This is a genomic window from Paludisphaera mucosa (assembly GCF_029589435.1).
Lineage (GTDB): Bacteria > Planctomycetota > Planctomycetia > Isosphaerales > Isosphaeraceae > Paludisphaera > Paludisphaera mucosa.
The window spans coordinates 1,646,979-1,673,313 of record NZ_JARRAG010000001.1; the positions used below are offsets into that span (position 1 = coordinate 1,646,979).

A 26,335-nucleotide genomic window follows, 5' to 3' on the forward strand; every position below is an offset into this window, starting at 1 on the left:
TCAGAACGGGTACACGACCTGGATCAGGGCCTGGAGCCCCAGGGTCTGGAGGCCAATCAAAACGACGGTGACGAAGACGGCCCTCGGCCCGCCGCCGAGCCGGGTGAGGCCGACGCCCGCGGCCGTGAACAGGGGGGGGAGGAAGATCATCCAGAGGCGGGCGACCTCGCCGAGGTTGCGGCCCGTCAGGTTGGCGAGGGTCAGCACGCCCAGGCCGCACCAGAAGGCGCGGGGCACGTAGCGGCGGTCGCCGAAGGCGCCGGTCAGGCACCAGACGACCGTCGGCAGGCCCATCGCCACCGCCAGCTCGACCGGGTTGACGAGCACCCAGGCGAGGTACGAGCGGTGCATCTCCAGGTAGAACCGGGCGTGATGGTAGAGGTTCCAGCGCCAGACCACGAGGGGGTCGGCACGGGTCGCAAGCCAGGCGGATCCCACGAACGCGAGGAAGCCGACGCCGATCCAGGCGATGACCTGGAACCGCCGCGGCCACGAGACCGACCGGGTCGCCAGGACGACGAGGGCGACGATCAGGCCGATGGGCAGGAAGGCGAGCGTGAACATCATCCCGAACGCCATCACCACACCTGAGATAACCGCCAGCAAGGCCGACGCCCAGGCCCCCGAGCCGGGCGAAGGCCGCAGCCGGGCCGACCAGGCGGCCGTCGCCAGCGCGGTGGCCGAGAGCAGGGGATACGCCGAGTCGGCCAGCGGCTGGAACAGGTTCAGGGCCGGCGCCAGCGGCCAGAAGGCTGCCGAGGCCCACGCCAATTGCGGCGGCAGCGACTCCCGCGCCAGCAGGTACAGCGGCGCGACGGTCCCGGCGCAGGCGAGCAGCGTGATCAGGCTCACCAGGTAGATCTCGGCCCGGTCGGCCCGCGGGATCGTCTTCTGGTGCAAGACCTCCAACTGCCGAAAGGCCGACGTCACCGAGGGGGGCATGGCGGCGTTGAGCACGTCGCTCGCTCCGCGGTGCCGCTCCATCGCGGCCAGGAGCGCGGCGTGCATGGCGATCAGGCCCGGCGGGTGGGTGCCGATGTGGTAGGGGTCCTGGGCCTGGATCCACGTCGGGTAGTCGGCGAGGAACTTCCAGGGATCGGCCGACGCCTGCTCGCGGGCGATCTCGTAGTAGCCCGTCGACCCGCGGAAATAATGGACGTAGGCCCATTTCGTCAGGTCGTACTCGTCGGCCGCGCTCATCGGGATCACGACCTGGAGCAGGACGGCCGAGCCGACGAGGCCTGCGACCCAGGACATCTCGCGGAAGCCCCGCCGCGAGGGGACGCCCAGGGCCCGGAACCCCAGCGCGGCGTAGCCGCCGTAGGCGGCGACGCCCGCCACGCCCAGGATGACGCCGAGCAGCGACGGCCTCGCTCCCACGAGCGGCCAGACCCATTCGCCGGCGACGCCCAGGGGGATGTCGCGCGAGTAGACGCCCACCACCAGGCCGGCGACGAGGAGGGCCGAGACCGCCAGCGCCAGATCGATCTTCCGATTCATGCCGACGATCTTAGCGGGCCGTCCGCCGCCTGGCGAGGGGCTTTCCCCCGCCGGGGTCGAAGCCCGGTTGCCCCGCGGTCGCCGTCGTGGTTTGATCGTCGTTCCAGCCTCGCGACGCGGCCGAGTCGCTCCCCCGCCCGCCGCCGCCCCGTCGTCGCGGGCGGTCCCGATTCGCCCGATCCGTCGCCCGGAGCCCCGCGCCATGCATCTGCCCCACGACCCCGCCCCGGCCCCCTCGCTCGCGGGCGACGCCCCCTGGTGGCGCGACCTGACCGGCTACCAGTGGTTCGTCTTCCTCGTCGCCACGCTGGGCTGGCTGTTCGACACGATGGACCAGCAGCTCTTCAACCTGGCCCGCGTGCCGGCCGTCTCCGAGCTGCTGGGCGCGACCCCCGGCGCGCCCGGGGGCGAGGTCTCGTTCTACGCCGGCGTGACGACCTGCATCTTCATGCTCGGCTGGGCCACGGGGGGCATCTTCTTCGGGATCCTGGGAGACAAGGTCGGCCGGGCGAAGACCATGATGTTGACCATCCTGACCTATTCCGCCTTCACCGGCCTGAGCGCGCTCTCGAAGGGGGTCTGGGACTTCGCCGCCTACCGGTTCCTGACCGGGCTGGGCGTGGGCGGACAGTTCGCCGTGGGCGTCTCGCTGGTGGCCGAGGTCATGTCCGACCGCGCCCGGCCCCACGCCCTGGGGTGGCTCCAGGCGCTCTCGGCGGTGGGGAACATGATGGCGGCGGTGATCGGCATCAGCCTGGGCAAGCTGCAGGCGGCCGGCTACGTCGCCAGCTCGTGGCGGGCGATGTTCCTGGTCGGACTGCTGCCTTCTCTGCTGGCGATCCCGGTCTTCCTGAAGCTCAAGGAACCCGAGCGCTGGAAGGCGGCCGTCCGGAAGGAAGACGACCCCGACCTCGGGACGGCTCCCACGCGGAAGCTGGGCTCGGTCGCCGAGCTGTTCACCGACCCGCGATGGCGGCGGAACACGATCGTCGGCATGATCCTGGCGTTCTCGGGCGTCGTCGGCCTGTGGGGGATCGGCGTCTTCAGCAACGACCTCAGCCAGCTCGTCCTCCGCAAGCACTATCGGGAGGCCAACCTCTCGCCCCAGGAGATCTCCGGGAAGCTCACCTTCTGGGCCGGCATGACGCTCTTGATGTTCAACGCGGGGGCCTTCTTCGGCATCCAGGGGTTCGCCAAAATCACGCAAAGGATCGGCCGGCGGCCGGCGTTCGCGATCTCGTTCGTGCTCGCCGGCCTGTCGACGGCCGCTTCGTTCTGGCTGCTGAACGAGTTCTGGCAGATCTTCGTATTCGTCCCTCTGATGGGCTTCTGCCAGCTCGCCCTCTTCGGCGGCTACGCGATCTACTTCCCCGAGCTGTTCCCGACCCGCCTGCGCAGCACCGGGATCTCGTTCTGCTACAACGTCGGCCGGTTCGTCGCCGCCTCGGGCCCGTTCGCCCTGGGCTACCTCACCAGCACCGTCTTCGCCGGCCGCCCCGAGCCCATGCGCTACGCCGGCGTCGCCATGTGCGGCGTCTTCATCTTCGGCCTGCTCGCCCTGCCGTTCGCCCCCGAGACCCAGGGCAAGCCGCTGCCGGAGTGAGGACGGAGCAGGGGGCCCGGGCGGCAAAAGGTCGCCGCCGGGCCTTGCATGCGTCGGCCGTCACTCGGGCTTGGTCGGCGTCTCGGACATCTTCGTATTGAACGATCCCTTGCGGCCGATGAAGAGGCGGTCGCCGGGGAAGATCTGGTAATTGGTCCGGGTCTCCCCGCGTACGATGATCCCCTTGAGATCCACCGAATAGGTCCTGGGCGGTTTGCCATTGCGCCCCGGTCGCACGAGGATGACGTCGCCGGAATCCCCAGACGAGACCAGGCCGCCGGCGTACTGGATGGCGTCGAGGACCGTCTCGTTGCCTGTGATAGGGAGCTTTCCCGGCGCGGCGACGTCGCCCAGGACGAAGTAGTTCTTGCTGTTGTAGGCCGTCACGTCGACGAACACGCGGTCGTTCTCCTGCGGCGGAGCCGGCCGCCAGTTGATCGGGTCGTCCAGGTCGAAAGCCGGCCGGACCCCAACAAAAGGTTCCTCGAGATTCGCGGGCCTGGGCTTCGTCTCCACCTCGATGCGGATCGTGACCTCGCCCTGCGTCGTGACGCTGATCGCCTTCGCGGGCTCCTCGGCTGGAGCGGGCGTGGCTTCGGCCGGCTGTTCTCCGGGCTCCTGGAACGGGCCGGGGAGCGCCACCCGGGCGAAATAGTTCTTCTGGGCCGAGCCCCCTTGCCGCCATCGTCGCGTCAGGGAGTCCGTCCGGCTGGACTCATAGGTTCGAAGCCAGTCCCGCCATTCGACGGAGCCCTGCACCCTGGCCACCTTCCATTTCGCTTCGCTCAGAAGGGCCGCCTGAGGCGGTCCGCACTGGGGCGGGGACGGCCGGGTCGGCTCGGGCCGATGTAGTTCGAGCGGGTTGGACGCCTCCTCCCGAAGCCCGAGGACATCGTCCGAGAGGTAGCTTCTCAGATGCTTGATGATCTTGACCTTCGCCTGCTCGATCGTGAGCCCCCGGACGTGGACCTCTCCGTAGAAGCCCAGGGTGATGGATCCGTCGGGCCGCACCAGCCGCTCGCCGGAGATCGGGCGGGCCGGCAACGCCTCCAGGACCTCGATCAGGATCAGGTCGGGGGGCTCGATCCGGTAGGGGGGCTGGTCGATCATCGCCCCCTCGTGGGGCGGCGGGTCGGGGATGTCGGGCTCGGGCTTGGGGGTCAGGTCGTAGGCCTCGATGACCTTGGTGATCTGCTTCTCGATCGACTCCTTCTCGGCCGGTGGCGCCTGGGCGGGCTCGGGCTTGGCCTCCTGTCCCGAGACGGGGACGAGGGGCAGGGCGAGGCCGGCCCCGGCGGCGACGGCCGCGAGAAGCCAGGGCGGGGCGGGGGATCGAGTCATGGCGTGTTTCCCGGGTGATCGACGGGGCGGGACGGCCGCTCAGGCATGATCCTGAAGGACCCTTCAGGACGAAGCAAGCGAAAAACGTCCCGGTCGAGCCGGGCCCGGGGGCGACGAGTCCTTGCCGCACCCGCTCCCGAGAGCCGACAATCGACGGCGTCGGGGCGTCGATCCGCCCGAATCGGCCGCGGGACGCGGGAAGGCCTCAAGCAAAGCGCGGCGTAAACGAAGACTCTCCGGCTGGACGAACGGTCGTCCGTACACTCCCTCTGGGACATCGCACGCATGGAATCCTTATCGTTTGAAGACATGGCGCGACGCCGCCGCCAGGGCCCGCCCAGCGAGGCCTGGCGGCGGTACCTCCCGTTCATCCCCTGGGTGCTGGGGGGGCTGGTCGCGATCTTCCTGATCTCGGACTTCAGCTACACCGTCGAGCCCCACGAGCAGGCCGTGGTGCTCCGCTTCGGCGCGTACAAGGCGACGACGATGCCGGGGCTGCACTTCAAAATCCCCATCGTCGACCAGGTGATGAAGGTCAGCGTCGAGGAGCACGGGCTCTCGCTCCCGTTCAGCCCGGTCGGCCAGATGGGGCCGGGCCGGGTCGACTCGAACCTCCTCCGAGCCCGCCAGGTGCAGACCGACCCCGACGACGACGAGACCCTGATGCTCACCGGCGACCTCAACACGGCCTCGGTCGAGTGGACCGTGCAGTGGCGGGTGACCGAGCCGTCGAACTACCTCTTCAAATTCCCCATCGGCGCGGACGACCAGGCGGCCGGCGAACTGCTGACCTACGTCTCGCGCACGGTCATGAACCGGCTCGTCGGCGACTACTCATTCGACGAGATGATCGGCCCCAAGCGCGGGGACATCGCCGTGCAGGCCCGCGACGACTCCCAGCGCATCCTCGACGCGTACGACTGCGGCATCACCGTGACGGCCCTGCAGATGCAGCGGGTGATCCCTCCCGACCGCGTGAAGCCCTCGTTCGACCGGGTCAACGCCTCGATCCAGCTCAAGCAGAAGCTGGAGAACGAGGCCGAGTCGACCCGCAACAAGCTGATCCCCGAGGCTCGCGCCAACCGCGACAAGCTGATCCGCGAGGCCGAGGGCTACGCCTCCCGCACCAAGGCCGAGGCGCAAGGCGAGATCGAGGCCCTTCTCGCCCGCTACCACGCCTACCAGCGCGCCCCCGACGTCACCCGCCAGCGGCTCTACATCGAGGCCATGCAGGGCCTGTTCGAGTCGGTGAAGGACAAGACGATCATCGACGCCGACCTCAACCGCGCCCTGCCGATCCTGAACCTCAACGAGAAGGGGGGGATCGCCAAATGACGCCCCGCCAACGCCTCGCCGCCCTCATCGGCCTCGCCCTGGTCCTCGCCATCCCGGTCGCGCGCAGCGTCTGCTACGTGGTGAACGAGCGCGAGCTGGCCGTCCTGCTCCAGTTCGGCGAGCCGGTCGCCAGCCGGACCCGGCCCGGCCTCTACTTCAAGACCCCGTTCATCCAGGAAGTCCTGCGGCTGCCCAAGACCCTGCAGATCTGGCACGGCGACCAGCAGGCCAAGCTCGTCGACGTCCCCACGGCCGACGGCAAGAAGATCGAGGTCACGCTCTGGGCCGTCTGGCGGATCACCGACCCCGTGAAGTTCGTCCGCACCCTCCGCACCCTGGAGAACGGCGAGTCGCGCGTGAAGGCCTTCGTCCGCAGCACGGCGCGCGACACGATCACGACCCACAACCTCGCCGAGCTGATCCGCAGCACCGACCGCAAGATGACGTACACCCTGGGCCTCCCCCCGGAAGTCGTCGCGGCCGCCTCGCGCGACGCCGCCGCCCGGCCCAAGGACCCGAACAAGCCCGCCGACGCCGTGACTTCCACCGACCCCGACGTGCCCGACTTCCTCGTCCCCCCCGAGGCCCGCGAGCCGGTCTCGCTGGGCCGCCTCAAGATCATGGAGCAGATCAAGCAGACCGCCAGCAACGCGCTGCTGGAGGACGGCCGCAAGGACGGCGACTCCCAGGGCCGAGGCGTCGAGCTGGTCGACGTCGGCATCTCTCGGGTCGAGTTCGTCCCCCAGGTCCGCGAGGCCGCCTTCGACCGCGCCATCTCGCTCATGGAGGCGATCGCCGCCAAGGCCATCGCCGAGGGCGAGCAGCGCAAGAAGGAGATCATCAACCGCACCGGGGCCGAGGTCTCGAAGATCGAGGGCGAGGGCAAGCAGGAGGCCAACGTCCTGCGAGGCAAGGTCGACGCCGAGGTCATCGACGACTACGCCAAGGCCATCCGCGAGTCGGGCGACTTCTACAACTTCAGCCGCACCCTCGAAGCCTACAAGACGGCCTTCAAGGGCGAGACCCGCCTCATCCTCACCACCGACGGCGAGCTGCTGAAGATGATCAAGACGCTTGAGCCCGCCAAGCCCCCCAAGTCCGACGCCCCCTCAGTCACCGCCGCGGAAAATCCCCCAAAGCCCTGAAAGCCGAACCCCCGACCTCCCGATGGGCGTACCATGGGAGGTCGGAACCCCCTCTCCTCGGTCCGATATTCGCGGGTCGCACCCGAATATGCGAGGCGAAGGATGATGGACGGGCTCACCGCCGGGTCGTGCGATCGAAGCCCCTCGTCGGGGGCTTACGATCGCCGGCCCGTCCTCGTTTCTCCGTCGAATCGAAAAATACGCCCGGGTCCGCACATCTGCCATTCGAGCCGAAGCCTCCACACGGTATGCTGGAGAGATCGATGAAATTTCTTTCATCATCCATCCCGCCGATCGCCCACGTCGGTCGCGGGGGTTGAGCCGAGGAGCGATCATGCCTGCCATTGGTGAGTCCGCCCCCCCCCAGTCGCAGCCCTCGCAGGAACCTCGCCAGGTCCACCCCGACGCCCAGGCTTCGGCGCAAGGTGGCCGGGGTTCGTCCAGCTTACGACGGACGGCCGTCCTGTTGACGCTGGCGATCGTCGGGGGAGGTAGTTACTTCGTCTACGCCGGCAAGACTCCGAAGGAATGGCGCGAGGCCGTGACCCGCGTCTGGACTTCCCACCCCGCCAGCCCGGGAGCGGAGCCGGCCGCGCCCGCGAGGCTTGAGAAGAAACCGAGCAAGCCCTGGAACGGGCTCGTCGACCTCGACGACGAGCAGATCGCCTCGATCGGCGTCCTGGTCGTCCCGGTCCGGGCGCAGACCGAGCCGATCAAGCTGGAGCTGACCGGGCGCACCGCCTACAACGAGAACTCGCTCACCAAGATCCGCCCCCGGTTCGACACCCTGGTCGTGGGCGTGCTCGCCGAGAAGGGCCGCCGCGTCAAGAAGGGGGACCCGCTGGTCGAGCTTTACAGCACCGAGCTGGCCTCGGCCAAGAACCGCTACCAGATCAACTACGTCCAGTGGCAGCACGACCTCCGGTTCCTCAAGGTCCGCGAGAAGCTCGTCAAGACCGGGGCCATCTCCGAGCAGACCTACGTCGACACGATCAACGAGGAGAGCAAGAGCCGGCTCGACTATTTGACCGCATGGGAGAACCTGCGCATCCTCGGCGTCCCCGAGACCGAGATCGACCCCCTGACCGCCCACCTCGGCGAGGCCTCCTCGGCCGGCGACCTGCTCAACGTCGCGGACAAGGCCAAGATGACCCTCCGTTCGCCCGTCGACGGCATCGTCATCCAGCGCGAGGTGGTGCCGGGCAACCTCTACGACAACAACGACGTCCTCCTCGTCGTCGCCCCCCTGGACCAGCTCTGGGTCTGGGCCAACGTCTACGAGCGCGATCAGGCCAAGGTGAAGCTCGGCCAGCGGATGAACATCCAGTTCCCGTTCCTGGATCGCACCTTCGCCGGCACGGTCGAGTACGTCTCCAGCGAGGTCTCCAAGGACTCGCGCGCGATCCAGGTCCGCGCCTCGATCCCCAACCCGGACTCCCAGCTCAAGGCCGACATGCTGGTGCGGACCGTGCTCGACGTCCCGCCGATCGCCGGCCAGACCGTCATCCCCCGCGTCTCGATGGTGATGCTCCACGGCGAGCCCTTCGTCTTCGTCCGCAATCCCGCGGCCGAGAAAGACGTCAAGACCAAGCTCTTCGAGCGGCGGCGGATCACCCCCGCTCAGGAGAACACCGACACCGTCATCGTCCACGACGGCCTGAAGGACGGCGAGGAAGTCGTCTCCAACGGCAGCCTCATCCTCGCACAGCTCTACGAGGACCGGCAAATCAGCGCCTCCGGGACGCCTCCCGAATGACGCTGCTCGCCCGTTCCGGCGCAGTCGTCGTAATCAACACGATCGTCAAAATCGCTGCACCTGGCCGACACATGGCGAGATCCCGTAAAGGTATAGGAACTTTAGGCAAAATGGATTGATTGCGAAGCTTGGTGCGTTAAGGTTGTACCAGTCGGCGAATTCGCCACGGTCCCTTTTCCCCCTTCGCGAGAACATCCGATGACGGCGGCTGGTCTGTACCTGATTCTGGCGGCCTCGGTGGGGACGATCCACTCGGGCCACGACACGGTTCGGGCGGAGTGTTCCGACTGCGGAGCGGAGCAGTCCGCGGTCCAGGAGAAGGTCGTCAAGCTGCGGACGGCCTCCCTCTGGGTGGTCCGTCGCAAGGCGGCGAGGGGCCTGCGAGCCTACGACTGGGAACGTCACCCCGAGGCGGTCGAGGCGCTGGCCGACGCCGTTCTGCACGATCGCCAGTGCCTGGTGCGGCAGGAGGCGGCGGAATCGCTCGGGAAGATGAAGCCCTGTCTCCCCGTCGCCCACGAGGCCCTCGCCTGCGCGGCCGAGAGCGACAAAAGCCTGATCGCCCGGCACGCCGCAAAAAAAGCGCTCAAGGCCGTCGGCAAGTCGTGCGTCGAGCCCTGCGACGTCTGCGGAGTCGATTCGGAGGTCATCGAGGAGGGAATCCCTCCGTTCCGTGCCGATCCGGGCGATGCGGCCTTTCCGACGATTCCGGAAACATCCCCGATCGTCCCGGAGACCTCGCTCGATCCCCTGACGCCGACATCGCTGGAGGTCCCGGTCCTGCCTCCCACGCCCTCGCCGTTCATACCCGACCCAGACGCCCCCTTCCCGGCGCGTCCCCCCGTCGGCCGTCCCCGGATCCATCCCGAGGACGCCGTCCCGCTCACGCCTCCTAGCGCGCCGGTCGACCGTCTCAATCCCCGACCCGACGAGCTGCCGCCGACCCCCCTCGGCGACGACGCCGCGGCCCCTCGACCGGCATGGCCTTCCCAGGCCTTCGCCACCGGCTCGCGGCCTGAACGCCCGGTCCTGGGATCTCAGGCCAAGGTGGCCCGCAAGCCCGCACGGCGAGGCGACGGGCCGAAGAGATAGAGGTCGATTCGCCCCAACTTCGCTTCGTGCGCGTCAGGCCGAGCGAGCCCGATATGCTCGTGGGTGACGACTTTCCTCTCGGCAACTTGCGAAACCGTCCCATTCTCTAGGATGGGGCGTTTTCTAGTTTCGGAGGGCGAACGATGAATATGACTCGGGTCGAGACCACCGGCGGAGGGGAAAAACACGACACGTCTCGCGCCGGCGAAAACGCCGAATTTGCGACCTAAGTCATGAAGACGTGATTGATTGCGTCCGATGGCTTTGTTGGTCGCGGCGACGAAGGGAGCCGATCCGAAGCCAACGGCCGGGCGGCTGCTATTCGGTCGTCAGGTATCGGCGGATCAGGTCGGGGAGTTGGACCGTGAACTTGCTGCGCGGCATGACCTCGCGGCAGCCGGCGGCGCGGGCGGCTTCGAGGGCCTCGGCGTCGACGTGGGATCCGAAGGCGATGAACGGCGTGTCGGCCCCGGCCTGCTCCTGGAAGAGGGCCAAATTCTCATTGGCGACGAGGGGCCCGGCGGCCAGGTCGACGAACACGGCGCGGGGTTGGATCTTGGCGATCAGGGCCGACGCCAGGTCGACGTTCCCCGCGACCTGGACGTGGGCGCCCAGCTCGCGGGCCGTGCTGGCGATCTTGACCGTGAAGAGCAGGTCGCGGCTCAGCAGGAGACCCGGTACGTCGGCCATCGTCGGAGTTCCTTTCACGGGGCCGGCGCGCCGGCGAAGGTTGCGTCGATCCAGGCGGGGGTCAGCGTGGCCAGGCCGTCGATGACGGCGTCGGCGCCGGCGCGGAGCAGGTCGTCGGCGGGGTAAGTCTGTGTGATGCCCACGGCCTTCATCCCCGCCCCCTTGGCCGATTGGATCCCGGCGAGGCTGTCCTCGATCACCAGGCAGGTCTCGGCCTGGATGACCGCGCGGGGGAACTTCGCCCGCAGGGCGTCGAGGGCCTGGACGTAGCCGGCCGGGTCGGGCTTGCAGCGCAGGGCGTCCTCGGCGGCGATGATCGCGGCGACACGGTCGCGGACGCTCAGGCGCTCCAGGGCGAAGACGATCTCGGCCCGGAGGGCGCCGGAGTTGATCGCGACGGGGTAGGCTTCCTGCATGCGCCGGATGGTCTCGGCGGCCTCCGGGAAGAACTTCAGCCCTTCCGCGGCGACCTCGAAGTACCGCTTCCCCTTGCGGGCGATCATGTCGGCGATCCGGGCCGCGTCGTAGGACTGGCCGGCGTCGTCCAGGACGTGCTCGAAGCAGCCGGCGTCGTCGTAGCCGAGGTAGCGGTCGTGGTAATCCTGGTAGGTGATGACGACGCCTTCCTGCTCCAGCACCTCGCGGAACAGGTCGAAGTGGATCCATTCGTCGTCGACCAGGACGCCGTTGAAGTCGAAGATGACCGCGGAAATCATGAGGTTCTTCACCGGGTGATGCGGGGGGCGTCGAGGTCGGTTCGACCCCTAAGCGGGGTAGGATGAGGCGATCGATCGCCGCGGGGCGGGCGCCGGCCGACGGCTAGATGGCCTCGGGCCCGCGCTCGCCGGTGCGGATCCGGATGCAGTCGTCGAGCGGCAGGATGAAGATCTTGCCGTCGCCGATCTTGCCGTCGGGGCCGCTCCGGCCGGCGTCGAGGATGGCGCTCACGGTCGGCTCGACGAAGTCCTCGTTGACCGCGATCTGCAGCTCGATCTTGCGCAGGAGGTTGACCGTGACCTCGTGGCCGCGATAGACCTCCGTATAGCCCTTCTGGCGGCCGAAACCCTGGACGTCCATGATCGTGAGCCGGAAGACCTCGACCTTCGAGAGGGCTTCCTTGACGGCTTCGAGCTTCGTCGGCTGGATGATCGCGATGATGAGCTTCATGGAGGTCCGGGCCCGCGCGCGAAGGGGGAACGGGCGCGGGTCTCGCGCCCAGGGGACGATTTTCGAGCAGAGCCGCACCCGGCGTCAACCGGGGCGTCGTCGAATTGCGCGCCGGGGCTCACTCGGCGGCGTGGGCGTGGCCGTGGACGTGTTCGTGCCCGGCGGCGAACGGTCCGCCCTCGATCGAGGGCGGATAGTCCCGCTTCGTCTCGGTCCAGGTGCATCCGATCAACCCCAGCGCGAGCGCGAGGCACGAGAGCCCGATGGCGGCCTTCCTGGCCATGGGTCGGTTTCCTTCCTGGATCAGGGGAGCTGGGGCAGGGTCGCGGAGGGGGGCGTGAATGGTCCGGCGGCCGGCTGGGCCGGCGGCGCGGGCGGCGGGGTGGCGGTCGCGCCGGGCCCGGAGCCGCTCCCCGCGCTGTCGTCGCTCGACGCCGGCGCGGGCGTCGTGCCGGACTCGCGGGTCGCGGAGGGGGAGAGCGGATCGGCCGTCGCGCCGGGGCCGCGGTAGCGAGGCTCGGCCTCCAGCGGCGGGCCGGTGTACGAGCCGGGGAGGGCCGCATAGCGGCCCGGGACCGGGAAGTCGTCGCACTCGTCGCAGAACGTCGCGCAGCCGATCCCGCCCATAGCCAGGGCGACGGCCGCCACCGCGTCTCGTAGCCTGAACATGACGAATCCCTTCTCCAAAGTCCGACCCGACCACTCCGTTCCATCCTGCGCAAAGCGGGACGCATCCCGGCGGGGCGAGGCCGTGAGCCGCGCCGGCCCGCCAACGATCATCGGCAAGCCCCGACGCCGACGATGAGCCGAATTCTTGCGAACCGACCCTCCGGACCTTGCCGTCCTCGGCGCATTACGCAACGCGTAAGCCCCTTCGGGCGTGGTTTCTCGGCCGCATCCGCGGGTCGAGTTGACCGGGGCGCAGGACGTCTTACGGTATTCAGGACGGCACCGTCAGGGAGGATTCGCGGACCGTCGAGCCAGCCCGGCGGCCGCCGGGCGACCCCGATCTCGACGCGTCCGCCGATTCGGGGCGACTCGATCATCCTCCTGGGAGCAACCCCCATGATTTCCAAGAACGCCAACCGCCGCGATTCGGGCGGGTCGCCGCTCCAGATCTACCTCCAGGACATCAACGCGACCCCGCTGCTCTCCGCCGAGGAGGAGCGTGAGCTGGCGGAGCGGGTCACGGCCGGCGACCCCCTCGCCCGAGAGCACATGGTGAAGGCCAACCTGCGGCTCGTCGTCAACATCGCCCGGGGCTACCTGAACAAGGGCCTGAACCTGGAAGACCTCATCGAGGAAGGCAACCTCGGACTGATGCGCGCCGTCGAGGGCTTCGACGGCACGATGGAGACCCGCTTCAGCACCTATGCAAGCTACTGGATCAAGCAGTCCATCCGCCGGGCCGTGATGAACAACGGCAAGCCCATCCGCCTGCCGGCCTACATGGTCAGCCTGCTGGCGAAGTGGAAGCGGGCGTCGAACATCCTGGCCGAGCGCATTGGCCGCCAGCCCACGCCCGACGAGATCGGCAAGGCGCTGAAGCTCACCAAGAAGAAGGTCGGGATCGTCGCCAAGGCCATCCGGGTCAACAGCCTGACCCATCAGCACGAGAACTCCGAGGACGAGAAGCAGATCCTCGACGACGTCCTGACCGACGAGCGGGGCAAGGGGCCCGACGAGCTGATGCTCGAGGCCGACGACCTGGAACGTATCCTCGTGCGGCTCGACCTGCTCGACGACCGCGAGGCCACCGTCATCCGCATGAGGTTCGGCCTGGAGCCTTACGACCCCATGACCCTCCGCGAGGTGGGCGAGCGCCTGGGACTCACCCGGGAGCGCGTCCGCCAGCTCGAACATCAGGCCCTCCGGCGACTGACCCACGACCTCGAAGACCTGAGCGACATGGCCTCGTGACCCCGGGATCAGCCCAGGATGAGCATGGCGTCGCCGTAGCTGAAAAACCGGTATCTCTCTCGCACGGCCTCGGCGTAGGCGGACCGGATCAGGTCCCGCCCGCCGAGGGCGGATACGAGCACCAGCAGGCTGCTTCGCGGCAGGTGGAAGTTCGTCACCATCGCGTCGACCGCTTGGAAGGCGTGGCCGGGGCGGATGAAGAGGTCGGTCGGGCCATGGAAAGCCTCGACCCGTCCCGAGGCCGCCGCCGATTCCAGCGTCCGCGCCGAAGTCGTCCCGACGGCCACGACGCGTCCGCCTTGCGAGCGGGCCGCGTTAAGGCGTTCGGCCGTCGCCTCGGCGACCTCGGCCCATTCCGCGTGCATCTGGTGGGCCTCGATCGTCGCGGCCTCGATCGGCCGGAAAGTCCCGACGCCGACGTGCAGGGTGACGTCGACCGTCGCGATCCCACGGGAAGCCAGCTCGGCGAAGACGGCTTCCGTGAAGTGCAGGCCGGCCGTCGGGGCGGCCACGGAACCGGGCCGGCGGGCATAAACGGTCTGATAGCGCAGCACGTCGTCGTCGGCGGCGCGGCCGCGGCGGATGTACGGCGGCAGGGGCGTGAGCCCGTAACGTTCCAGCAGGGCGAAGGTCGACGCGTCGCCACTCTCGGCCGGCGCAGGCTGAGGCCGGACGATCCAGGATCCCCCGGCTCCGCGATCCACAAGCGCAAGAGAGAGGCCCGGGTCGTCGCCGACGACCACGACCTCGCCCAGTGCCGGACGGCCGCGAGTCCGTGCCAGGATCTCCCAAGTCCTGTCCTCCTTGTCGCGAAGGAAAAGCCCTTCCCACTTCCCGCCCGTGGCGACCCTTCGACCGACCAAGCGGGCGGGGACGACCCGCGAGTCGTTCCGGACGAGGACGTCCCGGCTATCGAGCAGCTGGGGAAGCTCGGCGAAGCGTCGATGCGCGATCGTGCCGGCGCGTCGGTGGACCACCATGAGCCGTGAGGCGTCGCGAGGCTCGACGGGGTGCTGGGCGATCAACTCGTCGGGCAGGTCGAAGTCGTAATCCGAGGTCAACACGGGGCGGCGGGCTCTCACTTCGGCTCATTGGCGGGTTAAGATCGGGCGAGGTGGACGCTGACGTTTCCACCCCGGTCCCCAGACGACGAGTATACCGTTGCAGAGCCTGAAGCGACGCCTGGAGTCCACGCGACGACGCTCCCGGCCCTGGCCCGACGCCCCCGTCCCCATCGCCCTGACGATCACCGACCTCGACGTCGGCGGGGCCGAACGAGCGCTGACGAGCCTCGCCCTCGGACTGGACCGCCGTCGGTGGTCGCCCCGGGTCGTGAATCTGAGCGCGGAGGGCGTCCTGGCGGCGACGATCCGGGCCCACGACATCCCCGTCGAGAGTCTGGAGCTGGACCGAAAAAGGCCGGATGCCGGTGTCATCAGGATGGCGAAGGCCCTGCGCCACGTTCGGCCGGCCCTCGTCCAGAGCTTCCTCTTCCACGCGAACGTCCTCTCGCGCCTGGCGGGCCCGCTCGCGGGTTCGCCCTGGGTCCTGGGCGGGATCCGCGTGGCCGAGCATCAGAAACGCTGGCACTTGACGCTCGACCGCCTGACAAGCCGCGCCGGTTGCGGCTCGGTCTGCGTCTCGACGGGGGTCCTGCGTTTCAGCGTGGAGCAGGGGGGCCTCGACCCGGAGAGGCTGACGGTCATCCCCAACGGCGTCGACCCGGCTCGATTCGACGCGGCGAAGGCCTCCTGCCGATCGGAACTGGGCGTACCCGAGGACGCCTTCCTGGCCCTGGCCGTGGGGCGGCTCGACGCTCAGAAGGGCCTGCCCGACCTGCTGGCGGCCTTCGAACGCCTTGGGGAGTCTTCGTCCCCATGGAGGCTGGCGATCGTCGGCGACGGCCCCTTGCGAAGCTGGCTCGACGGCCAGATCGCCGACCGGCCGGGGCTCGCCGGCCGGGTTTCCACCCTGGGGCGACGCGACGACGTCCCCTCGTTGATGCGAGCCGCCGACCTCCTGGTCCACTCGGCCCACTGGGAGGGCATGCCCAACGTCGTGCTCGAGGCGATGGCCGCCGGCCTGCCCGTGGTCGCCACGGCCGTCGAAGGGGTGGGCGAGCTGGTCATCCCGGGTGAGACCGGCTGGATCGTCCCCCCTCGGGACTTCATCGCGCTGGCCCGGGCGATCGGCGAGGCGATGCAGCAACGCGAAGCCTGCCTACGCCTGGGCCGCGCCGGCAGGCATCGCATCGAGGAGGATTTCTCCACGTCCCGGATGGTTACCCGCTATGAGGACCTATGGGCGGCCGTGCTGGGCTACTCGCACACCGTCTCCGGGGTCTGAAACCCCGACCGCGAGCGATCCCGAGTGTCTTCAGGAATTCCCCTTAGACCAGGCCGTCGCCCGTCGAAGGCGATCGGCCGCCTCCGGCCGCTCGCGCGAAGCCTCGGCGACCGTCAGGGTGCATTCCAGGGGATCGAAGTGCGAACTCGCCTGATCGCGGATCGTCCGGTGCAACGTCCGCGTGAAGGCCGGGCTGAGAGTCACCCCACGCTGGGCGAGTACGAGGCCGTCGGTGCTGTCGACCAGAGAGATCCAGAGCAGAGCCCGGCTCTCGGGCGAGGGGTCCAGCGGCGGCGTCGCGCGGGCCTCTCGATGCTGGAGATGCCACGAATAAGGGACGTCGCGCCAGCCGGCCTCGGCGCCGAAACGGTAGGCCAGGAAGAAGATCGGGCCGCTCACGCTGATCGCGAACCGCGCCTCGCCGCGACGGACGGCGGCGACGACCTCGTCGCTGGGATCGGGGGTGAAGATCGTCAACTCGTGCCCATGGGGCCCGTAGCCGTACTGGGAACCTTCAGGCCAGGTCGTCCGACCCGCGATGTACAGCTCGCCCACCCGGTAGCATGGGGCGGAGGGAGTGTCGTCCATGGCCGGCTCGCGAGTCCCTAAGTATGCCAACACCATGCGGTTGCGGGTGTTCATCTGGACCTCGACCTCTCCGAAGAGTCCTGTCATTCCCGGCTTCATCCCCGGCCGGGATCGACGTCGACCGTCGCGGATGCCCGTCGTCGCGACAGGTTCATCCCGCCCCAGGCGTCATGCTTACGTCCCGAGGTGACGACGCCTCCATCCATGACGCGTACCTCACGTCAAGAAAGCGTCCTCATGGACATAGAACGCGAGGGTGCATGGCGATCTTACAGAGGTGCGGCCGATTTCTTGAAAGCGGTGATTCGCATCGAGGTTGGGCGTTTTCCCATCGAGGCATGAAGGGGGATTTCAAGATTTTCCGCCGAAATTCCTAGGAGTTCCGTGGCGAACCATCGATCGAATTCGATGAAGTTTATGTTCATCCGATCCCCTGGAAGAAGTCCGCAAAGCCGCTCTTTTCGTTTGCAGTCATCCAAGGTGTGTTGAGTCTGTGCGACGGACGGCGAGGATCGATCACGAGGCCCTGCGACGCGAACGAGACGCCCTGGGAATTGCACATCGCTAAGTCGACACGACTCGAATCGTCGATATCTCGAGTCGGCTCCTCGTCGCTTCGAAGTCCTTACATCTTCCTTATGTTCCACAGAAACCACGCCTCCCGGCGAGCTAGTTCATGATCGGCGGCGGGACACGATTCGAACTCAAAGCCCTGACCCGGGGATTGGCACTCTAGCAGACGGACGAGGCAGTCGTTCTAAAGCCGGCAGGCTCGAAATGTCGTTTAGAACCACCCGTTCCTGAGAAATTCTTCTTTTATAGGCCGTTGCATCCGTTTCGCAATTGATTTTTTTGGGGGAAGTCGTACCATTCCATTAACAGTAGGATCCGTGCCCGGAATTGGGGCGAGTCCCTTCGGATCATGCCGATCTGATGACGTTGGAACCGATGGTAGAAACGAGAAGTTCCATGAACCTTGCGAAACGAATTCGCGACCTGCGCTACGCCAAGGGCTGGGGCCCCGACGAGCTGGCAAGTCGCGCGAAGATCTCCCGTACCGCGCTCTACCAGATCGAACGCGGTAACACGAGCAAGCCCCAGGCAGGGACGCTGCGACGCATTTCACGGGCGTTGGGCGTGCCGCTGGAGGTGCTGTTGGATTCCACCCCGCTCCTCGGCGACCACGACGGGGAAGACTCGGCCCCGGTGGGCACCACCCACGTCGGCGGCATGATGTCGTTGGATCGTCCCCTGCCGACCGAGCGTGGCGATGAGCTGATGGAGAAGTTCCGTCTCCTCCTGGCGTCGCCCCTGGCCGACGGAATTGCCCGCATCGTCGAGGAGTCGTTCCGGCTCCTGCCGATCATCCCGCCGCCGGTCCAGAGCGAGACTTCCCGCTACCTGGCCGCGATGGACGCGGAGCCGAATCGTCGCTCCCGGCCCCGGACGCAGGCCTCCGGCGAGTGAATTGAGAATCCGCTTTTTTCCGCCCCCGCCCCGGCGGGGGTGTCCTTGCCCGCCTTACCTGAATCCACTACGCATGCTGGATTTCGAGACCTGATCCAAGACCTCATCTCTTAGGGATGCAGGCTTCGTTTCGTTTTGCGCGCGGCGATGGTGCCGCGAAGATTGGCGTCGGCTTCGCAGGTCGTTGTTGACCTTGCCCGTTAGGACGTTCTGGCTAGAATGCCGACGCTCACGGAATGACGAGCGGCGCAGCTCTGACTCGCGCCCGATCCCGATACGTCCCCGCCGGAAGGAGCCTGCGTGGTCCGTCGTCGCCCGGTCCTGTGGATACTCGGCGTCTCCGGCCTGCTGATCGTGGGTCTGGCGGCGAGCCTGGCGGTCGCCCGAGATCGATGGATGGAGAAGCGCGTCCAGGTGGTCTACCCCGGTCGTCTCGTTCGTGGGGCCTGGCAGCAGCCGATGCCCCTGAGGCGGATCGTCGCCCGCGAGGGGATCAAGACGATCGTCACCCTGACCGCCATCAATTCCACGGACCAGAAGTTCGTGAGCCAGAGCCAGGTCGTCCGCGATCAGGGCCTCGACTGGGTGATCGTGCCGATGCGCGGCTCGCGAGCGACGGTCGAGCAGATGGCGATCGCGGCCGACTTGCTGGCCGACCCTACACGTCAGCCCGTCTTTTTCCACTGCGTCGCCGGACATCATCGCACGAGCCTGGCCCATGCGGCTTACCTGATCCGGCACGAGGGGTATTCTGCGAGACAGGCATGGGAAACCATCTCGGCCTACTCCTGGGCCCGGCCTGACGCGCTCGTCGATCGCAACGATCAATTCCTGATAGAAGAATTCGCGCGGGTCCAGGAGACGCTGGCCCCGGAACCCGGCAGCGGCTACTGGGAGGTCGGGAGTGGCAAGCACGCGCAGACGGCTCGTTCGCAAGACCCTGGCGATGCTCGCCTTGCTGCTCCTGGGCCCGACGGCCTGGATCGGCTGGAACCAGGCGCACGACAACTTCGGGATCGTGCAGCCGGCCCGGATCTTCCGATCGGCGCAGATGTCGCCGACGCATCTGGCCAAGGCCCTTCGTGACCACGGCGTCCGCACGGTCCTGAACCTCCGCGGGCCGAACCCGAATCAGTCGTGGTACCGTGACGAACGCGCCGCAAGCCTCGCCGCCGGGGCGACCCAGGTCGACGTCTCGCTCTCGTCTTGCGTCTGGATGTCCCGAATCCAGCTCCGCACACTGATCCGCGCCTTAGACGAGATGCGTTATCCGATCCTGATCCACTGCGCATGGGGATCGGAGCGGACGGGCCTGGTCTCAGCCATCGCCGAGCTGCTGCGCGAGGGCTCAACGCTCGACGACGCTCGCGCCCAGCTCGCGTTACGTTATCTCTACCTCCCCGTCGGCGACGGCCGGATCATGTCGGAAGCCATCGATCAGTATGAGGCGTGGTTGAAATCAGAGGGCGACGAGCATCGGCCCGAGGTGTTCCGGCGCTGGGCCGAGTCCGGCTACCGGCCGGGAAAACCGAGCCGCGAGGATTGGCCTTATGACCCTTATCCCCTGATCTTGATCACGCCCCCGCCGACCCCCCAGACGGCGGGAGAAGTCGGACCCACGCGGCGTTGATCGGCCGCAATGGTCGCTGCGGCGCCCAAGCCATGAGGGATGAGGCGATGAACGAGGTCGTGACCTGCGATACGCCGATCCGCGTCCGGTACGCCGAGACCGACCGCATGGGTCTCCTGCATCATGCCAACTACGCGGTCTATTTCGAGATCGGCCGGACCGAGCTGCTGCGCGCTCGCGGCGAGACCTATCGGGACGTCGAGGACGCCGGCTTCTTCCTCGTGATCGTCGACCTCGAGTGCAAGTTCCGCCAGCCGGCCCGTTATGACGATCTGCTGACCCTGAGAACGTCGGTCGCGCGTGTCACGCACGTCAAGATCGTCCACGAATACAAGCTCCTGCGCGACGGACTTCTGCTGGCGGAAGGTCGCACGACGCTCGCCTGCGTTGACCGCGCGGGCAAGCCGCAGGCGTTACCGGAGATGCTTCGCTGAAAGACGACGGGACGGAAGTCAGTCCTCGATGACGACGTCGCCCCCGAAGAACCGCTCGGCGTCGACTACGACCGAGCGGACGACGGCCGCCGCCTGTTCCTCGCTCATTCCGATCAGCTTGCGGACCTCCTCGACCCGGACTTGGTCCTCTTCACTCAGCCTGCGATCCGCGATGAGAGCCCTGATCATCATGATGAACTCGCCCTTCGTCCCGGACGCGACCATGGCGTCGTCGAGCTTCAGGGCTCTCGCTTCACGCATCAGAAGAGGCCATTCGCCGCTCGATGCCGGGTACTTCTCGAAGATGTGGTGCAGCTTGCGCCGCCACTGGGTCTTGTCGAACTCGGATGCGGCGGCAGCGTCGGGCCCAGGCGTCGACTCCCCCGGAGTTTCGGAGGCCTCCTCCGGATCGGCATCGAGTCCCCAGGCGTCGCGGAAACGCTCAAGGGACTCCTCCGAGGCGTCGAGGCGGGACTTGTCGCCGAGGAACCCTCGGAGGGCGCTGAGGAAACCCATGATCATGCCTTTCCTCGTGAAGAGGTCGGCCGGCCCCTTCCGACCTGCCGACCGATGATGGAGCGGAACCCGACCCTCACCTGGACGCCGGCGACGCGGCCTCGGCGGGCTTGACCGAGGCCGGCTCGGGCTTCGGGGGCTGGGCCTTGGCCGTGAAGTAGTCGTAGACCTCGCGTGCCACCTTGGCGCAGAGGAGGTTGCCGGCGTTGTCGTCGGTCCAGCTCTGGTCCTCATTGTCGGTGGTCATCACGCAGAGCGCGACGGCCCCCCCCTTGGTCTCGATGACCCCCGCGCAGGTGCGGCTCTCGTCGACGCTGCCGGTCTTGAATGCGACCTTCGTGCCCGGCGGCAGGAAGCGGGGGAACTTCGCCTTGTCGTCGCAGCTCAGCAGGTGCTTCCACATGGCCTCGCTCGCCTTCTCGTCGACGAGCTTGCGGGCGTTCAGCTCCTCGAAGAGCCTGACCATCTCGGCGGCCGTCGTGCTGCCGAGTCCGTAAAGCTTGCTTCGTTCGGGGAACACCGAGGTGTCGCGACGGAAGACCTTGGAGTGGATCTTGGTGTTGGGGCAGCCCAGCTTCTCCATCGTGGCGGCGGTGGAGCCGATCCCGATCGCGTCGAGGACGATGTTCGTCGCCGTGTTGTCGGAGAAGGCGATCATGGCGTGAACGGCGTCGACTAACGGAAAGATCGCGCCGTCGGAAAAATGGTCGGTCAGGATGCCCGATCCGGGGACCTTGTCCTGCTTCCGCAGCGTCACGGGCGCGTTCAGGTCGATCTTGCCCTCGGCGGCCTGACGGTAAGCCTCGATCATCACCGGGAACTTGATCAGGCTGGCGGTCGGCATCGGCTCGTCGGCGGCCAGGCTGTACGACTCGCCCGTCTTGAGGTTCTTCAGGGCGACCGAAGCCTTCCCTTTGTGCGCCTTCGTTAGCTTCTCGATCCGCTCCGCGAGCGACGGCGGAGCGGCGGCGGTCGGCGGCGTCGGCTCCTGCGCGGCGTCGGCGCTCGCGCCGAGCGCCAGGGTCGCGGCCGCGACGAGCATGAGGACGGCCCGGCGGCCGGAACAGCGAGGCCGCGTGACGATCTGCTCACGTATCGAATCGGGCATGATGGAGGATTCCGCTTGTGTCGTCGTTGCGGCGGGCCCAAAATTCAATTGTGATTCGCCCTGCGCCGCGAGTCCAGTCCTAGCCCTCTCCTCGTCCGTTCCCGCCTGGATGCTGATGTAAGGAGATCGATTTGCATTCGCCTTCGCTCCGCGCCTCGATGCGCGGCCTCACCGCTTTCGGAATTCTCGGCCTAGCCTCCACCTGTCTCGTCGCCACGGCGGCCGACGCGCCCAAGCCGGGCGCGCGACTTGATCGCCAGGGTGATGAGATCGTCGTCTGCGGCCAGCTCTACCATACGACGACCCCCGTCGTGCTCTGGACCGATCCGGGCGGTTACGACGCCTATCGCGTCGCGCCGCACTTCAGCGCCCCGGACAAGGCCAAGTCCACGTTGCCGCCGACTCGCTTCGGCGTCCGCAAGAACGGCCTTTCGGAAGCTGAGCTGGCCCGCGTCCAGGCCGGCGGCTGGGACCTGCCGCTGCTGCAGCGCGTGGTCGACCAGTTCGTGATCCACTACGACGTCTGCGGCACCAGCCAGCGCTGCTTTCGCGTCCTCCACGACGAGCGCGGCCTGAGCGTCCATTTCATGCTCGACGTCGACGGCACGATCTACCAGACGCTCGACCTGAAAGAAGCCGCCTGGCACGCCACCATCGCCAACGGCCGCTCGATCGGGATCGAGATCGCCAACATGGGCGCCTACTCGCCCGGACGGACCGCGTCGCTCGACAAGTGGTACGAGAAGGACGCCGACGGCCGGGTGAAGATCAAGCTCCCGGGCAGCCCGGAGGAAAACGGTCTGCACAACCCGGGCGCCTTGCTCGCCCCGGCCCGCGACGAACTGATCAAGGGCAAGATCCGAGGCGAGGAGCTGGCCCAGTACGACCTGACCAAGGCCCAGTACGAATCCCTCATGAGGCTCACCGCCACCCTCTGCTCGGTCTTCCCCAAGATCAAGTGCGACTACCCCCGCGACGCCTCGGGGTCCTTGCGTCTCGATACGCTCGCGCGACCGGAATTCGACGCCTATCAGGGCCTGCTCGGCCACTACCACGTTCAGACCAACAAGACGGACCCCGGCCCTGCCTTCCAGTGGGACCTGCTCATCGACGGGGCTCGGTCGAAGATGGCCGGGAAGTGACCTTCGGGCCCGGCGGGGAGGGGCTGGCCGACCTCCCCGACGTGGCCATCAGAAGCGACACCCGGCGGGCGACGTACTCGGCCCAGACGTCGGCCCCCTTGGGCGAGAAGTGGTCGTCGTCGATGTGGCGGTTGTAGAGCGGGCTGCGCGCCATGCTCGCGCCGGTCTCCTTGGCCTGCTTCCGGAATTGCAGGTTCTCGTCGAGGAACCTCTCCAGCGGGTCGCAATAGTTCGCGGGCGGCCCTGGGAAGATGTTGTTGACGAGGCCCGGGTAGAAGCCGTCCTTGCGGCTGCTTTCGACCTGAGGATAGGTCGGCACCGGGACCAGGACGCAGATCGCGTCATGGGATCGGCACCAGCCGAAGATGAGGTCGATCCAGTAGGCCGCCTCGTCGAGCCAGTCGGCGCGTCCCTTGAGGATGTCGAAGCCCTCGCCGAAGTCGTTGGGGCAGACGCTGACCACGACGAAATGGGGCTTCATCCGCTCGCCGTACTCGCGTAACGCGTAGTAATACTGCTCGGGCGAGTAGCCGATGTGTCCGGTGTTGGCGACCGAAACCCGCACGCCTTCCAGCTTCCAGAGCTGCGCGGTCAAATAGACCGGCGGGGTCTGGTCGTCGCCGTTGAACATGCCCTGCATGAATGAGTCGCCGAGGACCACGCCACGCAACGGGGCCGTGGGATCGGGCTCGGGACCGCGTAATCCCCACGAGTTGGTCGTCGTGATCGACGGCTCGTCGACGATCGCGCCGGCCTCGCCCGCGGCCTGGCGCTGGGCGGGCGCGTCGATCACCTGGAAGAGGCCGAAGGGTCCGTTGTGGAGCGTGACCTGTCGCAGCCAGACGGAACGGGTGTTGGGCCGAAGCCGGTAGGAACGGCCCTGGTCGTCGGGCTCGAAGACCTGCGACGACAGCAGGAATGTTTGGTCGGCCCGGCCGTAGCGGACGAGCCCATGCTCGGGATCCATTCCGGCGGTCCGGAATAGCGCCCGCATCTTCTCGTCCGTGCCGTCGTAGAATTTCGTCAACACCTCGGTCGTGCCCTCGACGGCCCGCCGTCTCTTCCGCGCCCAGTCGGCCTCGATCTCGCTTCGATCCGGCCCCAGACCCGTCACCCAGCGGACGACGGCCGTCCGGGCGGCGTTCGCGCCCTGAACGGCGTAGAACCGCCCTACGCGGAACGAGGCGATCGTGCCGGCGACGAGCGCGAGCGTCAGGAGTATGATGAACCGCTTGAATCGACGCACGCGGCGCGAGGGGCTGGCGGAGGCGGGGGGAGGCGCGTGATCCATATCATCGTCTCCGACGTCGTGCCCCGGCTCGGCCGCCGCGCGGACGCGCGGCGTTCGGGGCGCGAGTCACTGCTGGGGGAGGCTTGATCCATGAGAATCGCCGTGACCGGTGCGACGGGATTCGTCGGCCGTTCCATCGTCTCACAACTGATCGGAGCGGGACACCGACTCGTCTGCTGGCGACGCCCCGCGAGCGACGTCGGCGGCTTCCCCAAGTCGCCGCCGGCCGGATCCTTGACATGGATCCAGGGAGGCCTTGGCGACGACCTTGCGGCCCGAGACCTGGTGGACGGGGTCGACGCCGTCGTCCACGCGGCCCTCGACCGACCCGGCACCGGCTTCCGCGGCGCGGAAGGGGACGTCCTGGAGTTCGTGGAGCGAAACGTCATGGGGACGCTCCGGCTCATCGAGAGGGCGCGGGAGGCGCGCGTGTCCCGGTTCGTGTTCATCTCGTCATGCGCCGTCCACGACCTCATCCTGCCCGATCGGCCGCTCGACGAGACGCATCCGACGTGGAGCAGTAACCAGTACGGGGCCCACAAGGCGGCGATCGAGGCGTTCGTCGCGAGTTACGGGCTGGGCGGCAAACTGCCCATTTGCGCCCTCAGGCCTTGCGGAGTCTACGGTCTGGCCCGTCGTCCGCAGGAGAGTAGGTGGTTCGAGCTGATCCGGGAGGTCGCCGCCGGTCGTCCGGTCGAGTGCCGACGCGGCGGCAAGGAGGTCCACGCGGACGACGTCGCCCGAGGCGTCGAGATCCTGCTGACTGCCGATGGCGAGGCCGTGTCGGGTAAGATGTTCAACTGCTGCGACCGCTACATATCCGAGTACGAGGTCGCTCAGATCGCCCGGCGAATCTCGGGCACCGACGGACTCATCGCCGGAGAGGAGACCCGTCCCAAGAATCAGATTGCGACCGACCGCATCCAGGGGCTTGGGATGACTTTCGGCGGCACCGAGCTGTTAGAGCGGACGATCAGCCAACTCGTCGCCGCGGCGCAGTCTATCTGAAAGGTCGATCTCAGGGCGCGGCGGAGGCGATCCGCGAGGTCGGGGTAGGCGTCGACGCAGGTGCAGGCGGATCCAGGTGCAGGGGATTGGCGACCAGCCGGTCGCCCTCGCGGACGCCCGAGACGACTTCGACGTAGTCGGAATCGCTCAGACCCAGGTCGACTTTCTGCCAGTGGAAGGCGGCTTTATCCTTGGCGGCCGGCGTGCGGTCGAAGACGGCCACAAAAGACTCGCCGCCGACTTGGCGGACCGCGGCGATCGGCACGCGGTCCACCTGCGTGCGGCGATCGTGCAGGAAGGTCACCTCGGCGCTGAGGCCGGGACGCAGCCCCTCGAAGGCATCCTCGACGGAGATCAGGGCGAAGTAGACGCGCACGTCGGAGAAGGGCCCGTTCACGGGGGTGGAGATGGCGGTGATGTCGGTCACCCGACCGCGGAGGGGCTTGTCCGGGTAGGCGTCCATCTTCACCGAGCACTCCTGGCCGTTGCGGAGCAGGGCGACCTTCGTCTCATTGATTCGCGCCTTGATACGCATCCGCTTGGGGTCGGGGAGCTGGAAGATGGGCTGGTCCTGGCGGACCGTCACGCCTTCCTGGATCGACATCTCGACGCGTCCCCAACCGTTCGACTGACTGACGTACACCACGACGCCGTCGCTCGGGGCCTTGAGCGTGCAGGCCGCGATATTCTTCTCCAAACGTTGCAGCCGCTCCACCTCAAGGGCGAAGCTGGCGTCCTGGGCGAGCTTGTCGGCCCGGATCGAGGCAAGCTTCGCCTCAAGCGACTTGAGGATCTTCGGTCCCGTGTATTTCTCCAGGCGTACGAGCATCCCCTTCGCCTCGCTCAAGACGAACTCGGCCTGCTGGAGGTTGAGTTCGTCGGCGCGGAGCTGGGAGCTGGTGCGCAGACCCTTCTCCTTCACGCCGCGCGACCATTCGACGTTGCGTCGAGCCCGATCCTGGTCGATCTCGCAGGTCTGTACGTACTGGCGGACGAGCTGGACGTCCTGGGGGAAGATGCCTTCGCGATACTCGCGGAGGGTGATCTCATTGACCGCGAGCATCGAGGCGGCCTGCTCGACGTAGGACTTGGCCTGGAGCCAGCGAATCTGCTGAGCCTTTAACTCGTCGCGGAACGACGCCGAGTCGAGCTCGCAGACCAGGTCACCCTTCTTGACCGGCGTCCCCTCCGGGAGGATCGAGATGATCCGGGTCGATCCCGGCTTCTCCTCCATCCCTCCACCACCCCCGCCACCT

At 67.6% G+C, this 26,335-nt stretch carries 26 protein-coding genes; 13 read left to right on the forward strand and 13 right to left on the reverse strand.

Features of this window, described 5'->3' with window-relative positions; all coding sequences use genetic code 11:
* Entirely contained in the window at positions 1-1,500 is a 1,500-nt protein-coding gene (locus PZE19_RS06745) for a hypothetical protein (RefSeq protein ID WP_277859808.1), read from the reverse strand.
* Positions 1,501-1,702: 202 nt separating this feature from the next.
* Between PZE19_RS06745 and PZE19_RS06750 the strand changes: the two genes are divergently transcribed.
* Complete coding sequence (locus tag PZE19_RS06750; protein ID WP_277859809.1) at positions 1,703-3,103, forward strand: MFS transporter; 1,401 nt, start codon at positions 1,703-1,705, stop codon at positions 3,101-3,103.
* Between the two features lie 60 nt (positions 3,104-3,163).
* Here the strand turns inward: PZE19_RS06750 and PZE19_RS06755 are convergent, their stop codons facing one another.
* Complete coding sequence (locus tag PZE19_RS06755; RefSeq protein WP_277859810.1) at positions 3,164-4,444, reverse strand: polysaccharide biosynthesis/export family protein; 1,281 nt, start codon at positions 4,442-4,444, stop codon at positions 3,164-3,166.
* 285 nt (positions 4,445-4,729) lie between these two features.
* On the opposite strand from PZE19_RS06755, the gene hflK reads away from it, so the two are divergent.
* From hflK to PZE19_RS06775, 4 genes are all read left to right on the forward strand, one after another.
* Positions 4,730-5,779 carry an FtsH protease activity modulator HflK gene (hflK, locus tag PZE19_RS06760; RefSeq protein WP_277859811.1) on the forward strand — a complete coding sequence of 350 codons (1,050 nt, stop codon included), beginning with the start codon at positions 4,730-4,732 and terminating at the stop codon, positions 5,777-5,779.
* Complete coding sequence (gene hflC / locus PZE19_RS06765; protein ID WP_277859812.1) at positions 5,776-6,924, forward strand: protease modulator HflC; 1,149 nt, start codon at positions 5,776-5,778, stop codon at positions 6,922-6,924. Before hflK ends, hflC begins: the two co-directional genes overlap by 4 nt.
* Before the next feature lie 334 nt (positions 6,925-7,258).
* Entirely contained in the window at positions 7,259-8,680 is a 1,422-nt protein-coding gene (locus PZE19_RS06770) for an efflux RND transporter periplasmic adaptor subunit (RefSeq protein ID WP_277859813.1), read from the forward strand.
* Between the two features lie 198 nt (positions 8,681-8,878).
* Positions 8,879-9,772: a HEAT repeat domain-containing protein gene (locus tag PZE19_RS06775; protein ID WP_277859814.1), complete on the forward strand. Its 894-nt coding sequence runs from the start codon at positions 8,879-8,881 to the stop codon at positions 9,770-9,772.
* A 318-nt stretch (positions 9,773-10,090) separates the two neighbouring features.
* On the opposite strand, the gene PZE19_RS06780 is transcribed toward PZE19_RS06775, so the two are convergent.
* The 5 genes from PZE19_RS06780 to PZE19_RS06800 all read right to left on the reverse strand — a co-directional run bounded on the left by PZE19_RS06780 (position 10,091) and on the right by PZE19_RS06800 (position 12,298).
* Entirely contained in the window at positions 10,091-10,462 is a 372-nt protein-coding gene (locus PZE19_RS06780; RefSeq protein WP_277859815.1) for a response regulator, read from the reverse strand.
* Positions 10,463-10,476: 14 nt separating this feature from the next.
* Positions 10,477-11,178 (reverse strand): HAD family hydrolase, encoded by a 702-nt coding sequence (locus tag PZE19_RS06785; protein WP_277859816.1) that lies wholly within the window; start codon positions 11,176-11,178, stop codon positions 10,477-10,479.
* A 103-nt stretch (positions 11,179-11,281) separates the two neighbouring features.
* Positions 11,282-11,629, reverse strand: coding sequence for a P-II family nitrogen regulator (locus PZE19_RS06790; RefSeq protein ID WP_277859817.1), 348 nt, complete (start codon positions 11,627-11,629; stop codon positions 11,282-11,284).
* A 118-nt stretch (positions 11,630-11,747) separates the two neighbouring features.
* Entirely contained in the window at positions 11,748-11,912 is a 165-nt protein-coding gene (locus PZE19_RS06795) for a hypothetical protein (RefSeq protein ID WP_277859818.1), read from the reverse strand.
* Positions 11,913-11,932: 20 nt separating this feature from the next.
* Positions 11,933-12,298, reverse strand: a complete 366-nt coding sequence (locus tag PZE19_RS06800; RefSeq protein WP_277859819.1) for a hypothetical protein — start codon at positions 12,296-12,298, stop codon at positions 11,933-11,935.
* 396 nt (positions 12,299-12,694) lie between these two features.
* Here PZE19_RS06800 and PZE19_RS06805 point away from each other — a divergent pair, with 396 nt between their 5' ends.
* Positions 12,695-13,549: a sigma-70 family RNA polymerase sigma factor gene (locus tag PZE19_RS06805; protein ID WP_303652416.1), complete on the forward strand. Its 855-nt coding sequence runs from the start codon at positions 12,695-12,697 to the stop codon at positions 13,547-13,549.
* Between the two features lie 8 nt (positions 13,550-13,557).
* Here PZE19_RS06805 and queA read toward each other — a convergent pair whose 3' ends face one another.
* Complete coding sequence (gene queA / locus PZE19_RS06810; protein ID WP_277859820.1) at positions 13,558-14,613, reverse strand: tRNA preQ1(34) S-adenosylmethionine ribosyltransferase-isomerase QueA; 1,056 nt, start codon at positions 14,611-14,613, stop codon at positions 13,558-13,560.
* Positions 14,614-14,710: 97 nt separating this feature from the next.
* Between queA and PZE19_RS06815 the strand changes: the two genes are divergently transcribed.
* Positions 14,711-15,895: a glycosyltransferase gene (locus tag PZE19_RS06815; RefSeq protein WP_277859821.1), complete on the forward strand. Its 1,185-nt coding sequence runs from the start codon at positions 14,711-14,713 to the stop codon at positions 15,893-15,895.
* Positions 15,896-15,925: 30 nt separating this feature from the next.
* Here the strand turns inward: PZE19_RS06815 and PZE19_RS06820 are convergent, their stop codons facing one another.
* Positions 15,926-16,570 carry a hypothetical protein gene (locus PZE19_RS06820; RefSeq protein WP_277859822.1) on the reverse strand — a complete coding sequence of 215 codons (645 nt, stop codon included), beginning with the start codon at positions 16,568-16,570 and terminating at the stop codon, positions 15,926-15,928.
* An 882-nt stretch (positions 16,571-17,452) separates the two neighbouring features.
* On the opposite strand from PZE19_RS06820, the gene PZE19_RS06825 reads away from it, so the two are divergent.
* From PZE19_RS06825 to PZE19_RS06840, 4 genes are all read left to right on the forward strand, one after another.
* On the forward strand, positions 17,453-17,950 hold the full coding sequence (locus PZE19_RS06825; protein WP_277859823.1) for a helix-turn-helix domain-containing protein: 498 nt from the start codon (positions 17,453-17,455) through the stop codon (positions 17,948-17,950).
* Between the two features lie 300 nt (positions 17,951-18,250).
* Positions 18,251-19,036: a protein-tyrosine phosphatase family protein gene (locus PZE19_RS06830; RefSeq protein ID WP_277859824.1), complete on the forward strand. Its 786-nt coding sequence runs from the start codon at positions 18,251-18,253 to the stop codon at positions 19,034-19,036.
* Positions 19,002-19,580 carry a phosphatase domain-containing putative toxin gene (locus PZE19_RS06835; protein WP_277859825.1) on the forward strand — a complete coding sequence of 193 codons (579 nt, stop codon included), beginning with the start codon at positions 19,002-19,004 and terminating at the stop codon, positions 19,578-19,580. Before PZE19_RS06830 ends, PZE19_RS06835 begins: the two co-directional genes overlap by 35 nt.
* A gap of 47 nt (positions 19,581-19,627) precedes the next feature.
* Positions 19,628-20,014, forward strand: coding sequence for an acyl-CoA thioesterase (locus PZE19_RS06840; RefSeq protein WP_277859826.1), 387 nt, complete (start codon positions 19,628-19,630; stop codon positions 20,012-20,014).
* A gap of 18 nt (positions 20,015-20,032) precedes the next feature.
* Here PZE19_RS06840 and PZE19_RS06845 read toward each other — a convergent pair whose 3' ends face one another.
* Both PZE19_RS06845 and PZE19_RS06850 read right to left on the reverse strand, forming a co-directional pair.
* The gene (locus PZE19_RS06845; RefSeq protein ID WP_277859827.1) at positions 20,033-20,530 is read right to left on the reverse strand and encodes a hypothetical protein; all 498 of its coding nucleotides are present in this window, start codon (positions 20,528-20,530) and stop codon (positions 20,033-20,035) included.
* A 76-nt stretch (positions 20,531-20,606) separates the two neighbouring features.
* On the reverse strand, positions 20,607-21,638 hold the full coding sequence (locus PZE19_RS06850) for a serine hydrolase (RefSeq protein ID WP_277859828.1): 1,032 nt from the start codon (positions 21,636-21,638) through the stop codon (positions 20,607-20,609).
* Positions 21,639-21,769: 131 nt separating this feature from the next.
* Here PZE19_RS06850 and PZE19_RS06855 point away from each other — a divergent pair, with 131 nt between their 5' ends.
* Entirely contained in the window at positions 21,770-22,780 is a 1,011-nt protein-coding gene (locus PZE19_RS06855; RefSeq protein ID WP_277859829.1) for an N-acetylmuramoyl-L-alanine amidase, read from the forward strand.
* Here the strand turns inward: PZE19_RS06855 and PZE19_RS06860 are convergent.
* On the reverse strand, positions 22,743-24,071 hold the full coding sequence (locus tag PZE19_RS06860) for an SGNH/GDSL hydrolase family protein (protein WP_277859830.1): 1,329 nt from the start codon (positions 24,069-24,071) through the stop codon (positions 22,743-22,745). The two genes, PZE19_RS06855 and PZE19_RS06860, sit on opposite strands and share 38 nt — an antisense overlap.
* Before the next feature lie 90 nt (positions 24,072-24,161).
* On the opposite strand from PZE19_RS06860, the gene PZE19_RS06865 reads away from it, so the two are divergent.
* The gene (locus PZE19_RS06865; protein WP_277859831.1) at positions 24,162-25,079 is read left to right on the forward strand and encodes an NAD-dependent epimerase/dehydratase family protein; all 918 of its coding nucleotides are present in this window, start codon (positions 24,162-24,164) and stop codon (positions 25,077-25,079) included.
* Between the two features lie 10 nt (positions 25,080-25,089).
* Here PZE19_RS06865 and PZE19_RS06870 read toward each other — a convergent pair whose 3' ends face one another.
* On the reverse strand, positions 25,090-26,313 hold the full coding sequence (locus PZE19_RS06870) for an efflux RND transporter periplasmic adaptor subunit (protein WP_277859832.1): 1,224 nt from the start codon (positions 26,311-26,313) through the stop codon (positions 25,090-25,092).
* Between the last annotated feature and the right edge of the window lie 22 nt (positions 26,314-26,335).

Excerpts from the sequence above, each read along its gene's own strand:
- PZE19_RS06745 (WP_277859808.1), bottom strand. The coding sequence starts at position 1,500 with ATGAATCGGAAGATCGATCTGGCGCTGGCGGTCTCGGCCCTCCTCGTC.
- PZE19_RS06750 (WP_277859809.1), top strand. The coding sequence starts at position 1,703 with ATGCATCTGCCCCACGACCCCGCCCCGGCCCCCTCGCTCGCGGGCGAC.
- PZE19_RS06755 (WP_277859810.1), bottom strand. The coding sequence starts at position 4,444 with ATGACTCGATCCCCCGCCCCGCCCTGGCTTCTCGCGGCCGTCGCCGCC.
- hflK (WP_277859811.1), top strand. The coding sequence starts at position 4,730 with ATGGAATCCTTATCGTTTGAAGACATGGCGCGACGCCGCCGCCAGGGC.
- hflC (WP_277859812.1), top strand. The coding sequence starts at position 5,776 with ATGACGCCCCGCCAACGCCTCGCCGCCCTCATCGGCCTCGCCCTGGTC.
- PZE19_RS06770 (WP_277859813.1), top strand. The coding sequence starts at position 7,259 with ATGCCTGCCATTGGTGAGTCCGCCCCCCCCCAGTCGCAGCCCTCGCAG.
- PZE19_RS06775 (WP_277859814.1), top strand. The coding sequence starts at position 8,879 with ATGACGGCGGCTGGTCTGTACCTGATTCTGGCGGCCTCGGTGGGGACG.
- PZE19_RS06780 (WP_277859815.1), bottom strand. The coding sequence starts at position 10,462 with ATGGCCGACGTACCGGGTCTCCTGCTGAGCCGCGACCTGCTCTTCACG.
- PZE19_RS06785 (WP_277859816.1), bottom strand. The coding sequence starts at position 11,178 with ATGATTTCCGCGGTCATCTTCGACTTCAACGGCGTCCTGGTCGACGAC.
- PZE19_RS06790 (WP_277859817.1), bottom strand. The coding sequence starts at position 11,629 with ATGAAGCTCATCATCGCGATCATCCAGCCGACGAAGCTCGAAGCCGTC.
- PZE19_RS06795 (WP_277859818.1), bottom strand. The coding sequence starts at position 11,912 with ATGGCCAGGAAGGCCGCCATCGGGCTCTCGTGCCTCGCGCTCGCGCTG.
- PZE19_RS06800 (WP_277859819.1), bottom strand. The coding sequence starts at position 12,298 with ATGTTCAGGCTACGAGACGCGGTGGCGGCCGTCGCCCTGGCTATGGGC.
- PZE19_RS06805 (WP_303652416.1), top strand. The coding sequence starts at position 12,695 with ATGATTTCCAAGAACGCCAACCGCCGCGATTCGGGCGGGTCGCCGCTC.
- PZE19_RS06820 (WP_277859822.1), bottom strand. The coding sequence starts at position 16,570 with ATGACAGGACTCTTCGGAGAGGTCGAGGTCCAGATGAACACCCGCAAC.
- PZE19_RS06825 (WP_277859823.1), top strand. The coding sequence starts at position 17,453 with ATGAACCTTGCGAAACGAATTCGCGACCTGCGCTACGCCAAGGGCTGG.
- PZE19_RS06835 (WP_277859825.1), top strand. The coding sequence starts at position 19,002 with ATGTCGCCGACGCATCTGGCCAAGGCCCTTCGTGACCACGGCGTCCGC.
- PZE19_RS06840 (WP_277859826.1), top strand. The coding sequence starts at position 19,628 with ATGAACGAGGTCGTGACCTGCGATACGCCGATCCGCGTCCGGTACGCC.
- PZE19_RS06845 (WP_277859827.1), bottom strand. The coding sequence starts at position 20,530 with ATGGGTTTCCTCAGCGCCCTCCGAGGGTTCCTCGGCGACAAGTCCCGC.
- PZE19_RS06850 (WP_277859828.1), bottom strand. The coding sequence starts at position 21,638 with ATGCCCGATTCGATACGTGAGCAGATCGTCACGCGGCCTCGCTGTTCC.
- PZE19_RS06860 (WP_277859830.1), bottom strand. The coding sequence starts at position 24,071 with ATGGATCACGCGCCTCCCCCCGCCTCCGCCAGCCCCTCGCGCCGCGTG.
- PZE19_RS06865 (WP_277859831.1), top strand. The coding sequence starts at position 24,162 with ATGAGAATCGCCGTGACCGGTGCGACGGGATTCGTCGGCCGTTCCATC.
- PZE19_RS06870 (WP_277859832.1), bottom strand. The coding sequence starts at position 26,313 with ATGGAGGAGAAGCCGGGATCGACCCGGATCATCTCGATCCTCCCGGAG.